This is a genomic window from Legionella sp. W05-934-2 (assembly GCF_964199965.1).
In the GTDB taxonomy this organism is placed as follows: domain Bacteria; phylum Pseudomonadota; class Gammaproteobacteria; order Legionellales; family Legionellaceae; genus JAFIFT01.
In genome coordinates, this window is sequence record NZ_CAXMZT010000003.1 from 165491 (window position 1) to 178755 (window position 13265).

Genomic DNA, 13265 nt, shown 5'->3' on the forward strand with positions numbered 1-13265 from the left:
AGATTCGGTGCGTTCGATGAATGGGTATATTATACAACGACTGACAAGGTCTGTGGTAGTAATGAAAACGTAGCAGGCAATTGCCCAACCAATTCGCCATCTGCCTCGATAAACAGGGGTTGCTCAAGTTGTCCTTCAATCGACACTGTTTTAGCCTGTACAAACTTGACCTTTTTCTCCAAGAGGTGGCGGCCACTATAGATTTTACGCAACTTCCACAACGCCTGTAATTTGGTGAAATCATGGAAAATGACCACATCGAGAAGCCCATCATTCAAATTTGCCATCGGCGCGACATGCATATTTCCGCCAAAGTATTGACCATTACAAACCGCCATGAGCAACATATCCCCTTCAAATGGGGGGTGCTCATCAAATTGGATGGTAACAGGGGTGCTTTGGTAGGTTAATATCCCTTGAAGGCTATGAATAAAATAGTTAACGCCTCCGCCTAGCTTTTTTAGCCAGCTTGTTGCAGACGAATATTTAATCACTTGGGCAGATAATCCACAGCTTGCGATGTTGATAAAATAGCGGGTTTTATTATTGGCATAGCTGATTTTACCAATATTGCAGGCCACACCTTGATTGTGAGTGAGGTGATTGAGGAATTCCGTGACATGCTGAGATCCAAACTGGCGAGCAAAATCGCCGCCACACCCCGCATTAAAATAAGCAAACTGGGTTCGTTTACTCAGAAATCGATCGTTGTCGATAAATCCATTAACCGCATGACTTAAAGTGCCATCGCCTCCAATGACGATAAAATAGTCGGGCTCATCCGCTAATAATCCCCGGACTAACTTCACTAAGTCATCGGTATAATTCGTCATACGATAGGTTATTTTATCGGATAATGCTTTTAATCCCGGATGTAATACCTGCCATACTTTTTGCCCCCGCCCACCACCGGCAGCCGGGTTAATAATGACAGAAATGGACCTCATAGTTTTGCAGCGAGGGTAGTGGCTTGGTTAATAGCAAATTTTGCATCCAGCCCGAGTGCTTTAAAAGCGCCACCAATCAAATGGACAGACTTACCTTCTTGCAGCAAGGGTTGGTATAAAGCCGTCAAAGGCAGTTGCCCAGCACAAACGACAATGGTATCTGCAGCGATGACTTGAGGCTTATCATCAACGAGAATATGCAAGCCCTGATCGTCAATGCGCTCATAACTAGCGCCCGATATCATTTGGACATGTTTGTGGCGTAACGTTAATCGATGAATCCAACCGGTTGTCTTGCCTAAGTTTTTGCCAATGCTTTCCTTTTTGCGCTGCAAAATGGTTACCGAATAAGGAGAGGCTTGGACTTCGGGTGTCGTCAGTCCGCCACGATGGGATAATTGGGTATCAATGCCCCATTCTTGGAAATAATCGCCTTGCTTTTCCCCTTGGTGGGTTAAATAAGTTGCCACATCCACACCAATGCCGCCCGCCCCAATTAACGCCACTGTTTTGCCAGGTTTTCGTGCCCCTTCCAGCAGCTCAATATAAGTTATCACACTGGGATGATCGATTCCCGGGATGGATGGCTTTCGAGCAGAAATTCCCGTTGCCAACACAATTTCATCAAAAGGCCGCAGATCAGAAATGTCTGCATCATGGTTTAGAATCACTCGGACGTTATGCACACGAAGCTGGTGATCAAAATAGGCAATGGTGTGCGCATAATCTTCTTTCCCAGGAATCACTTTGGCTAAATTGAATTGCCCGCCAAGCTTGTCACTCCGCTCAAAAAGGGTGACTTGGTGGCCTCTTTGGGCAGCAAGTAATGCACATGACATCCCTGCCGGCCCTGCGCCAACCACAGCAACTGTTTTGGGTTGAGTGGCAGGTTCAATCTGCCACTCCGTTTCACGCGCTGCAATTGGATTGACTAAACAACTTGCTTCTTTATGCGAAAAAACCTGATCAAGACAAGCTTGATTACAAGCAATGCAAACATTAATAGAACGCTCATCCCCTTGCTCAGCTTTTTGGACAAATTCGGGATCCGCTAAAAATGGGCGTGCCATTGAAACCATATCAGCATGCCCTTGTGCCAGAACGGATTCAGCGATTGTGGGCGTGTTTATGCGGTTGGACGCAATCACTGGAATAGCAAGATGAGGGCGTATGCGTTGGGTGACGGATGAAAACCCGGCTGGCGGAACCATCGATGCAATAGTTGGTATACGCGCTTCATGCCAACCAATACCGGTGTTAATGATGGAGGCACCTGCTTTCTCAATGGCTTTCGCTAATTCAATGACTTCCTCCCAACTACTACCGTCTTTTATTAAATCCAACATAGAAAGGCGGTAGATAATAATAAATTTCTCCCCCACTTCTTCGCGAATGGCTTTTACTACGGCTACGGGAAATTGCATACGCTTGCTAAAGTCCCCACCCCATTGGTCTTTCCGCTGATTGGTATGAGCGACTATAAATTGGTTAATTAAATAACCTTCACTGCCCATCACTTCTACCCCATCATAACCTGCCTGTTGGGCAAGCTTTGCACACCTGGCAAAATGGTGAATGGTCTTCGCAACGCCTCGTGAACTTAACGACCAAGGCGTAAAGGGGGAGATAGGGGATTTAATGCGGCTTGGTGCCACCACAAAAGGATGATAACCATAGCGTCCAGCGTGTAAAATTTGCAAGACGACTTTACCATCTGACGCATGGATGACATCTGTCATACCCGCATGTTTTTTCATTTCGCTTTGGTTTGATAACTTCGCTGCAAAAGGTGCCAATCGACCGGCTCGATTGGGAGCAAACCCACCCGTAACAATTAGGCCAACGCCCCCTTGTGCTCGCCGTTGGTAAAAAGCAGCTAACCGATTTAAATCGGGCTTATCCTCCTCTAATCCCGTGTGCATCGAGCCCATCAAGACCCTATTCTTCAGGGTTGTATAACCTAAATCCAATGGTTCAAACAGGTGTGGAAAATATTGATTCTTCTGCATAATCCCTCAATCGTATCAAACGCTCACTATTTGATTTTATTATACCCATGCAAGGTTAAAAAGCTAGGGGCTAATGGCATTTCGTGATCCGCGCTATATTTGCATTATCAAACCGGATGAATTCCTATTTTGATCCGTTGAAGGAGAACTATCTGTAAAGGATAAAAGCACTGAACTAATACGAGCCCGTGCCCTTGTCCAGATTTAGAGAATTAAATATAAACTTTGAGCTTGAAGCAGCCCACCGAAAAATGGGGAGCTTTGCCCATTAAAAACCGGGCACGGGCACGGGCATGCTCACGGGTGCGTATTGGTTTTGTGGGTGAAACCAGTACAGAGAGGAGAACCCTGTCAGCTATCGACAGTCAGGGTAAGTTCACGTAATATATTTATTAGTTAAAAAAAGGTAACCGAGCCATGGGGCACTTGCCCAGCACTAAGCTGAATAAGCCGTATCAAAATACGCAACAAACATCCGAAAATACCCAAATTCCGGTAAGCTATTTTCGCTCGCGCTTATATACTGCTCCTTATTCCAGCAACCCATTATTGGCGGCTGCCTCGCCCCTATTTTCACTACTCGATCGATTAGCGTTGAGCTATACGCTTCCCCCCATTGCACAATTAAGGGAAGATTTTAGGTATGAACTTCAAGCATATCAAAGCCGCATCCAAGAAAAAAACCAAGAAAATGCCAACCATTCGATTGCGTATTATCTTTTAACAGCAACAATCGATGAGCTCATTGCCAGGAACTATTACCGTATTTTTCATCAACCCGTCAGCTTCCATGCGTTTAGTCCCATTGGTCGTGGGGAAGAACCACCTAGTAGCCAGTTTTTCCGTGTTGTCGATAAAATTCAACATCAGCCGAGCCAGTATTTGGATATCATTGAAATCGCTTATTTTTGTTTATTAGCCGGTTTTGAAGGAAAGTTTCACGATCAGGTTGATTCTAGGCAACAAATCGATAATTTATGTGAATCCTTGTACCAGCTGATTCGGCAACACCGAGGCCATCAAAAGTCGCTAGGCAAACATTCTCACCAAACAAATGATAAACCCATGATGTCTAACAGGCCTCTGCCAATTGCTGTGGGTCTTAGCGCAGCGGTTTTAGCCTCTACTTTCTATTTTTGTCATACTCATTTAAACCATAAAGTTGAGAACCTGGCCTTTAGTCCTATCGTTAAAGCTCAATGGGTGCCCCATGATGCATCCTAATCAAAAACAACTGCACAATGCGTTAAAACGCTTATTTAAGCAACTATATCATCAATATAAACAAGTTCACTTTGCTTTGTTAATTGGGAAGGATAGGCAGGGAAAGAATACCTTTTTGTCGCAAAGTGATTTTCAATCGTATGACGAATTCTCATGTCAAGAGGCTAAAATTTATTATCAAGCTAATCAGGTAGTCTTATTACTAAGCGAGTCTTGGTTAATGGATAATACCTTACCGCTACAAAAACAAATCCACCTAATCAATCGTTGTCATACACTTGTTCCTATCCAATCCATACTCATCTGCATCAATCTGCAAGAGTTAGTCGGTGAAGATGGGTTTTCAGTCAATGAGCGCTTGCAAACGCACATTCATCTGTCAAACTGGGTGAGCCAAAGCTTAAACAAGTCAATCCCCTGCCACCTTATCATCACCCATGCAGATGGTATCACCGGATTTTGTGATTTTTTTGCCCAAACATTGGTGGGGAATGATAACCTCGACCTTTTCGGGTTATCTTTCGATTTTCACCCCGATAAGACAGAAAAGCAGATTGGGCAAAAGCTATTTCAATTAACCGCCCATATTCAGCACATGGTCATCGACAAACTCCATTTCAGTCGCTCAACGATTAAACGTCAGCTCATTCGTGAGTTTCCCCAGCAATTTAGTGCTTACCATCGCGCCGTGTCCTACTGTATCAAAGCCATGTCGCAAACAAACTTACCCGTTGTGGGTTTATATTTCGTCAGCTCCATACAACAAGGAGCAAGTTTCGACCCGCTAAATAAACGGATAAAACGGGAATACAGCCTAGCCTTGCCCGATCATCATAACCTTGCAACCAATTACAAACCCTATTTTGTGCAAGCGACGCTGACTCATATTTTGAAAAGACACCGCCTAAGCTCTGAAATTCCCTATCAAAGACAAATCAAAATTTTTGGGACCGCTGCAAGTATACTCTTCGTCTTAGCAGCGTTATATGGCATCAAGCAAGGGTTTAAAGCTAATCGTGAATTAGATTATATCAGTGACTTACTGATTACCCATGAAAGCTATCTTAGCCAAACGAATGATTTAAATGCTGCGTTGTTTCATTTAACCCAAGCGAGCAATGAAATTGAGCAACTACCCCACTCTTTATTCTATCCCAAATCATTGCATAAATTAGAACAACAATTATCGCAAAAGACGACCCATGCTTTGCACCAACAGTTTTTACCAATCTCTTTAGACAAGTTAAAACAAGTTATGCAATCATCATCAAGTCCCGTTAGCGACAAATTCACGGCACTAAAAGTCTATTTGATGCTTGGATCTAAACAACACTTTGATGAAGAAACAGTGATTAATTGGTTTAAGCAACGATGGCAACACCTTGATGTTGCTGAACAAAATAAGCAAATGGCACTAATGCGAAATGCCCTTCGACCACCCTACCAGCCAATTTCCATAGACCAGCAAATCGTCAAAGACACTCAAAACTACCTTAATGCGTTACCCGAACCCTACTTCTACTATATGCTGGCTAAAGATTTTTTCCCCAATCAGAAACAACATATCGAAATGCCGGGCTTTAATCTGTCGACGGCAGACTTGCCCATCTATTTTTCTAAAGCTGGGTTTGAAAGTTTAAAACCTAAACTGGTTGGAATTGCGCAGGCTATTAACAAAGATAGTTGGGTATTAGATAAAACCCCTAACCCCGAATTAGCGGGTATGATTGAAAAGTCCTATTGTTACGCATACCGAGATTGGTGGAAACACTTCATTGAGAAATCCCATCCTCGAACGCCAAATTCATTTCAAGACATCGAACAAATAACCAAACAAATTCACCAAAATCAATCGTTTTCACGATTTATGCAGTTCATCCAATTACAAACAAGTCCTGTTGCAAGTGAATACGGTGAATATTTTAATCGCTATGTGCCTTCTGAATTTTCTAATATTAATCTCATTAGTCAATCAGCAGTGGCCCAAGTGGATCAGAGTATTGGTGAGTTAGGTCAATTTACCAACCAAATCAATTTATTGGAAGACCGACAATCCATGGTGTTTAACTTAACCAAAGCACGGTTTAAGCAACCAGACAATGTCGATCCACTAAGCGTTGTCTATACGCACAGCCAACGATTACCTGAACCTTTAAAATCTTGGACCAAACTCTATGCGGACGAAACTTGGTACCATATGTTGAAAGATTCTCAAGAGAAGTTAAACCAGTTGTGGCAGCAAGAAATAGCACTCTATTACCAACAAAAATTAGCGCACCGCTTTCCGATTGATGAGAAAGGGGAGTTTGATATTAATCTTAATGATTTCAATGCATTTTTCGCAAAACAGGGGCGCTTAGCTCAATTTACCGAAAATCATATCAAACCATTTCTACAAACGGATGCTGCTGAATGGCAAGTTAAAGAAGTGAATGGATATCGGATGCCCTTTAAAGATACTGTTATTAAACAGTTTATCCAAGCAAATATCATAAGCACGATGTTTTTTGAAAAAGAGACTGTGACTAATGTCAAATTTGAACTTCAAAAAATTGCCTTAGACCCAACCATTGAGCGATTAGAAATTGTCATGGATGAACGCAAATTCAAAGACACAAACGATGATACTGGTGAAAACAATGATCGCCAATTTACCTGGCCATTCAATCAAACGGCCATTCGAATCAAAACCATCGAAGGGAAGCAGTTTGAACTGGAGGCTCATGGGCCATGGGCTTTATTGCACATGTTACGCAACCTATCAATTACTGCTGACCCAGAACGCCCTCATCAACTATTGGTTGATTTGAATGTCAATGGCTACTCCGGTCGCTATATTTTAACAAGTAATTCCTTAATCAACCCACTAACACCCAGCATATTAGATCAGTTTGAACTTGAAGATTTGTTGTTTAATTAAGTCAGCGAGTGGCCCCAATATCCGGCTATCCTCGACGTTCAACTTGATATTTCCTGAGTGCTTATCTAAGTTGTAAGTATGAAGCGCTATTTATACTATCTCATTTTTCTGTTATCTGTTGGATACATACAGGCAAGCTTTGCAGGCTCAAAATTCCTCAATTCCCAAGAAATTCGACAATTAATTGCAGGCCGTGATATGTCGTTTTATGGGAATTACGGTCCCATTAAATTCCAAGGCGAAGCGAAGTGGTCAAAAAACGGGACCATTCAAGGATATACTCGCTATTTATCGAAAATGAAATATTGGCAAGGCCGCTGGTATGTCAAAAATAACACCTATTGCCGTCAACTGTCTTCTGCAGGGAAAAAGGATTTTCGCTGCCACCGGGTAAAGCAAATTAACGCCAACACGATACAATTTATAAAACCCGATGGAAGCGTTAGTTCAACAACAATTTTAAAATAATCGATTCCCATTTTTTACAAACATTTTTAAATCGTCTAGATTGGGGTAGGGTCTTGGCTTACAAGAAGAATCTATCCGCTGCCCACCCGCAATTTCTTGATGATGCACTATTTTATTTAACGACTCTAGCAATGCATCCATCCCAAGCATTCGGATATCTAATAAAACTTTATCTAAACTACGTTCGCTGATTGTATAATGCCTGGTTGCAATCACATTGCCAGTATCCACCCCTTCCTCGATTTTATGAACGGTAACACCCGTTTCTGCACAACCATCCGCTAATGCCCAAAATATCGAAGCGCGTCCTCGATGCTCGGGTTTAATGCCAGAGTGTAGGTTAATACAGCCAAAACGCGATGCATGCAGCAACTTTTTATTAAATAGTGAATTCACTCCAACTGCTACAATATAATCAGGTTGGTAAGTTTGGATTTTTTTTACCACATCTTCTGCATTAATATCTTCCAACCCATTAAATACTGGAATGCCTTGATTTATAAATATATTGGAAACTTGTTTATCCGCGCTGAATCGTCCTTTTAAGATACGCACAAGGGCTTTGAAGAAGTTAATAGGACCAAATGCCCTTAGCACATCCAGATAGTTAATGCGATTTGCGCCCGTATAACCAACGTGAAAATAATTCAATATAAAAGCACTTTTAATATCAATAGCGCCTACGTCATGGCTAAAAAAATAGCGGAAAGCGTCCGCCATATAAAATGGTTCAGATTCTGTGATGAATACAATTTTTATTCTTTCCATCGACTTTCCTACATTCTAGGGCGTGTCCACATTCCATTAGTTGATAATTTGGGAACATCTCCAACTTAATTCACCCACTTATCTTCCGGACTTTCCCTTGAATTTAAGCATTCCTTACTGGCAATACCTTCGCATTAGGATCTTTCGTATAAACGCTGATAATGTCGTTGATTAACTCATCAATGACCCCTTCCTTAACCTCTTCCTCAATCAAACCGCTCGCTTCCCGCTTACTGATTAATCGATTCTCAACCTCTTTAGCGGCTGATCCACCAGGGAAAAAGTTAGCGAGGACTCGTCTCGTTTCAGCTGGGCCTAAATGCTTATACAATCGATTCCTTAATAAGGCATCTTCAGCCGTTGTGCTAAATGCCCATAGCTCAATTGGCCCCAAAGTTAAGGTCAGTAACTGCATGTTTATGCCTTCTTTGGTGGCATATTGCACTAAAAAGGTTGCTCCTCCTTCTCGGGGACCATGCACCCTCGTTCTAAGTGCCGTTTTCGAGGTAGGCGATAAGCCAAAAATCTGAGTGGTTTTCTCAACTGCTTGGGAGGGGCCTGCATCCATCACATAGATCGCAGTCGCAAACTCAATCATCACCGGATCAAAATCATCAACCGACTGGGAAAGCAACGCAATTTGCACTTTCCATTTACGCCCTTCACGCATATCGATAATTACTTGTTCTCTAACCGCTGATGATTTAGCTGTTCGGTGAAATTCATCATAAACAATCCGTTTCGGATCTTCTCGAATTTCTTGAATACGCTCATCATGATATTCTTTGTATTCTTCTGGAACAACACTACCCATGCTTTCCTCAGTGAGGTAGAAGTGCCTTGCCAAAACATAGCGCGCTAACATATACATAACAGCGGTTTGTCTATCCGCTGCATCACCACCGGATTTAGCCACTTCATCTAAATCTAAAGAAACAACACGGGCATCACCGATATCGAAACTCGTAATCCTCGATAAAATGGGATACTCCCGAACCGCGGAGGAAACCATGCGTGAAAACGCACTAATTAACGATTCACCTGTCGGAGTTGTTACTTTTTCATAAAGGTCTTCAATTGAAGGTGTTCGACAGATTGAAGCAGCATCCGCCAGCAAAGGCATGGCATATCGTTGCGCCAGCATCGCTTCATGCGCGAACCCAGCTAAGAATAAAGCGTCTGTCACTTCCCACCAAGTTGATTTTGAATCTTTGACAAAGCCAATCTCTTCCAATATGCCATCCAACATTTCTTCAACACCCGTGGTATAGGGGGTTGGATTAAATTCATCAGCAAGGCTCTTATATAATTCATCCACCACCATACCTGCCAAATCGGCCATCCCGTCGTATGGCTTGGCAGCGCCCAAAGGGGTGGTTAATAACGTTAAAAAATTTACTAAAAAGGAGCGCTCAAGAGCAGTTGGATACCGACAACCTAACTGTGTATCAAAGGGGTTAATACTATATTCTTTCGCCATGCGTAATCGATGATAAGCAACTAAATGGCGTTTGGATTTCGGCAATGCCTCTTTTAATAACGAAATTAAACCACTACTAGACGGTCCAATATCAATAATGGCAATCCGAGGCAAGCGGCTCAACCCGCCATTTAGGCATAGCGCAAGATTTTGTGCACTTGATAAAACAGATTTACCCGAACCCGGTCTAGCATAAACCAAATCAATCCATGTGGTTTGACGTGTCGAACCCGGTTGAAATGGCCATGGTTTGCCATCCGGTGAGCGAAATAATAATGCGCCTGTCCGCCAAGGCGATGCAGGGCGAGTAATAGGCAACATGCTGATTACATCGGTGAGCGGCGCTACCGATGGAACTGCACTACTGCTAACGGTTGCAGCAAGCATATTCGACACAAAACCTTCAAATGGGTCCCCACACATCTCTGAAACATCGGTAGATCCCCAACCTTGGATAGCTTTTACTAATTCCGAACTTCGTCTTCTTAACAAAGACAGGTCGTTCTCAGGTGCCCAAGTAGAAGCAACCACGCGCAAACGAACAACCGCTTCATCCGTATTTAACTCAAGGTACTTTAATAAATTCACAGAATCACTGATTAATCGATTTTGCGCCGATGAAAAACTTAAAATCGCAGAGAGTAACCCCTTTAATTTGACGGTATTCAATCCTTCGCTTTCGACAAGGAAAGCCATTTTCCAAGGGATGTGTGACGGTAAGATCCGTGAAAATAAATTGATAAACGGCCTGACATCTTTGGGGAACAAATCGATATAGATTGTTGAATAAATTTTATCGCCCACTCTAACCGTGCGCATATCTTTAATCTCAGCATCACGAGGCAACACTTGTTTGGCTAATGAGGGCCATAATAGATCGGACGGATCACCATCAAAACCATTGAGCTCACGTGCGCGACATTTATCTCCCGGAAGTGATGCCTGCCAGTCGTCTGATGTAAAATCAGGATCGGCTGAGATACGGATGCTTTTCACTGCATCATGAACATTTAACAAGGTTGCCGATATATTGAGGCTTTCGAAATCATGCATGATGGCTCGCACAAATGCGTCATGCGTATCACGCAATTCAGGGATCGCTGCATAAATTGTTTGTGTATTTCTAAAAGGCGGTGCTTTCGTTTCACGCAGCATTTTTAATTTTGCTTTGTTGGCTGCTTTAAGCTGTTCTCCGGTTAAGTTAATTGGCCGAGTATAGAGGGTGAAATATACGCTTTCATCGGCGCAATAGCCGGATAAATAATTGACTCGTTCTTTAAATAAATCCGATAAATCCAATTCGAGTTTTTCTGCTGTTGCAAACGCGGGGGCATAAATATCTTCAATTTTTTTTCGAATACTCTGCTTTTCATGACTGAAATAAACTTGAAAAGCATGACCTGTCCGAGACATTGCACCCCGAAAAGCATTATTTAATCCTTCAACTAACCGCTCAAATTCTTCGGGACCAGCCAAAGCCATGATCCCGTGTATTTTGATAATGGAAAGTAAGGTACCATCGTGATTGACTAGAACCGTATTGCTATCGGCTGTTTCCAGGTCAATATAAGACTCGCTGGTTTGCTTTAATGAAGTACTGATCCAGGCAAGGAAAGTATCCATGCCTTCGAAAAAAGAGTCAGCCAATCTTCCCATGCTCACCTCATCCTCGTTGCTTAAGACCGCATCAACTTTAACTCGTTCCGCAAAACAAGTTGTTATCCTTCAACAATCTCCCTCACTGCTGCTGCAGCCCAATGTTCTATTTGCTTTCTAAACTTTGCCCGGGAAGGCAGTAACCTAACCGACTCGAACATCTGGTCTATTGTTTCTTTATCACTCACCCCTGAATCAATGATTAACTGCCCCATGATAGAGGGATCACTGGTCCCTTCGCCAAATTTGTTCTCAACATTTTTAGAGCGAAATTTTAAACTACGATATATCGCCTGAGCACTTTGCTTATAACCGGTATCATTGGTAATAGCACAAAATAACACATGGCATAAACTGTTTAACTCAGTTTGGCTCATCTCAGGAACATAAATTAATGTTCCCCCGCCATAACCACCAACCCCAACTGATTCAATAAAGTAACATTGGGAACAAAAGCAACAAGCGGTGACCATGTTAGACATTTTGTTGTTCGAAAAATCGCCATCTAAATTGACCACATCTTGATATTTTTTGGCCTGAAAACCACAGAATTGACAACTATATTGATCTCTTTCCCAAATTTTTCTTTCATATTCGGCAAATTTTGGATCAGACTTACGCGCAGAATACAACCGCCAAGCATTGGCAGAAGCCATTAAACGTAATACATGTTTGCCTAAAAGTTTCGTCATTCTTAATTCACCAAACATACGGAGGCAAGCTATAAGCTTGCCTCCCCAAAAATGATTCTGGCTGAAAGAAAGCCGATTCCAATAAATCAGTTTCCAACTGTAAATACAATACCAGTTGGTCCACCAATATCACCTTGAGATAATTGACCAAACAAGGTGGTACCTGTTGAAGTTAGAATCGCAGGTAAGAATAGTAAAGCGGCTGCGATAAATACGAGCGCAATAGGCGTACCAATTGGGATCTGAGTCGGGTTATCTTTATGTTGCTTAAATTTCATAATAGCACCAATCGAAAACCCAAGGCCCGCTAAATAAGAACCCGCCGTGATTAGCTGGGTCAACGCAGTAAAGGACTGGGTCACAGTCGATGCAATCCCACCCAATGTTTCGGCGCCAGCAGCTACGGCTTGGCCCGTTACCAATAAACATACTAAACCCGTTGCATAGACAATGAACTGACTTAGTTGATTGAAATTAAATTTACAATTTTTCACAGTTTTTCCTCCGAATCGGCCTAAAATGTCTCTACCCATATAAAGTATTATTGATTATCTCCAACGTTTTCACAATGTTAATCGCTAAAATCCCCCCAAAAACATGCATTAATCCTTTGCCCGTAGTACCAGGCTGCCCACCTTGGCCAGCAGCTCGTGCTATTAATACCCATCCACGAATGAAAGCTATTAAACCTATCACTTGAATGAATAGCGATAATGATGCACCTACCGGGCTATTTGATCCAAATAAAGCATCTAACGTACCGTTAGAACTATTAATTGGTGCATACGGCAATATATCAGTATCGCCAAACGTTGTCATTAGCAACACTTTCATGGCGCGAGGCAGATAGATAAAGACTGCCGAAACCACCAGATAAGTGACCGGCTCTTTTAAACTCGCATTAGATGACATCATCGTTCTGGCTTCGCCATACACTTTCAGGCTATAGATTGCTTTAAATGCAAAAGCAATCCCCATGACGTAGGCTACCCCCGTGATGAGTTGTTGAATCGGCTCAAGCGAGGCTGCGATATTTCGCAATATATCTGCTTGACTGGTAATCCAACAGGCAACTGTACCCGCCGTACAACTAGCCATAAT

At 42.5% G+C, this 13265-nt stretch carries 10 protein-coding genes; 3 read left to right on the forward strand and 7 right to left on the reverse strand.

Annotated features, from left to right (window positions below; genetic code table 11):
- Positions 1–29: 29 nt before the first annotated feature.
- Positions 30–947 carry a diacylglycerol kinase family protein gene (locus AB3348_RS04380; protein WP_367606348.1) on the reverse strand — a complete coding sequence of 306 codons (918 nt, stop codon included), beginning with the start codon at positions 945–947 and terminating at the stop codon, positions 30–32.
- Positions 944–2956 (reverse strand): FAD-dependent oxidoreductase, encoded by a 2013-nt coding sequence (locus AB3348_RS04385; protein ID WP_367606349.1) that lies wholly within the window; start codon positions 2954–2956, stop codon positions 944–946. Before AB3348_RS04385 ends, AB3348_RS04380 begins: the two co-directional genes overlap by 4 nt.
- 417 nt (positions 2957–3373) lie before the next feature.
- Between AB3348_RS04385 and icmH the strand changes: the two genes are divergently transcribed.
- The 3 genes from icmH (at position 3374) to AB3348_RS04400 (ending at position 7568) form a co-directional block, all read left to right on the forward strand.
- Positions 3374–4180, forward strand: a complete 807-nt coding sequence (gene icmH / locus AB3348_RS04390) for a type IVB secretion system protein IcmH/DotU (protein ID WP_367606350.1) — start codon at positions 3374–3376, stop codon at positions 4178–4180.
- On the forward strand, positions 4167–7100 hold the full coding sequence (locus AB3348_RS04395) for an ImcF-related family protein (RefSeq protein ID WP_367606351.1): 2934 nt from the start codon (positions 4167–4169) through the stop codon (positions 7098–7100). The genes icmH and AB3348_RS04395 overlap by 14 nt, the downstream gene beginning before the upstream one ends.
- Before the next feature lie 78 nt (positions 7101–7178).
- The gene (locus AB3348_RS04400; protein WP_367606352.1) at positions 7179–7568 is read left to right on the forward strand and encodes a hypothetical protein; all 390 of its coding nucleotides are present in this window, start codon (positions 7179–7181) and stop codon (positions 7566–7568) included.
- Here AB3348_RS04400 and AB3348_RS04405 read toward each other — a convergent pair.
- The 5 genes from AB3348_RS04405 to AB3348_RS04425 all read right to left on the reverse strand — a co-directional run bounded on the left by AB3348_RS04405 (position 7560) and on the right by AB3348_RS04425 (position 13265).
- Positions 7560–8336, reverse strand: a complete 777-nt coding sequence (locus tag AB3348_RS04405; protein WP_367606353.1) for a formyltransferase family protein — start codon at positions 8334–8336, stop codon at positions 7560–7562. The genes AB3348_RS04400 and AB3348_RS04405 overlap by 9 nt on opposite strands.
- 103 nt (positions 8337–8439) lie before the next feature.
- Entirely contained in the window at positions 8440–11472 is a 3033-nt protein-coding gene (locus tag AB3348_RS04410) for a type IV secretion protein IcmB (RefSeq protein ID WP_367606354.1), read from the reverse strand.
- 62 nt (positions 11473–11534) lie between these two features.
- Positions 11535–12164, reverse strand: a complete 630-nt coding sequence (gene icmJ, locus AB3348_RS04415; RefSeq protein WP_367606355.1) for a type IVB secretion system protein IcmJDotN — start codon at positions 12162–12164, stop codon at positions 11535–11537.
- Positions 12165–12250: 86 nt separating this feature from the next.
- Positions 12251–12616 (reverse strand): type IV secretion protein IcmD, encoded by a 366-nt coding sequence (locus tag AB3348_RS04420; protein ID WP_367606533.1) that lies wholly within the window; start codon positions 12614–12616, stop codon positions 12251–12253.
- 73 nt (positions 12617–12689) lie between these two features.
- Positions 12690–13265: a type IV secretion protein IcmC gene (locus AB3348_RS04425; protein WP_367606534.1), complete on the reverse strand. Its 576-nt coding sequence runs from the start codon at positions 13263–13265 to the stop codon at positions 12690–12692.

Bases quoted from the DNA above. Each gene is read 5' to 3' on its own strand.
- AB3348_RS04400 (WP_367606352.1), top strand. From the start codon at position 7,179: ATGAAGCGCTATTTATACTATCTCATTTTTCTGTTATCTGTTGGATAC.
- AB3348_RS04395 (WP_367606351.1), top strand. From the start codon at position 4,167: ATGATGCATCCTAATCAAAAACAACTGCACAATGCGTTAAAACGCTTA.
- AB3348_RS04405 (WP_367606353.1), bottom strand. From the start codon at position 8,336: ATGGAAAGAATAAAAATTGTATTCATCACAGAATCTGAACCATTTTAT.
- icmJ (WP_367606355.1), bottom strand. From the start codon at position 12,164: ATGACGAAACTTTTAGGCAAACATGTATTACGTTTAATGGCTTCTGCC.
- AB3348_RS04385 (WP_367606349.1), bottom strand. From the start codon at position 2,956: ATGCAGAAGAATCAATATTTTCCACACCTGTTTGAACCATTGGATTTA.
- AB3348_RS04410 (WP_367606354.1), bottom strand. From the start codon at position 11,472: ATGGGAAGATTGGCTGACTCTTTTTTCGAAGGCATGGATACTTTCCTT.
- AB3348_RS04380 (WP_367606348.1), bottom strand. From the start codon at position 947: ATGAGGTCCATTTCTGTCATTATTAACCCGGCTGCCGGTGGTGGGCGG.
- icmH (WP_367606350.1), top strand. From the start codon at position 3,374: ATGGGGCACTTGCCCAGCACTAAGCTGAATAAGCCGTATCAAAATACG.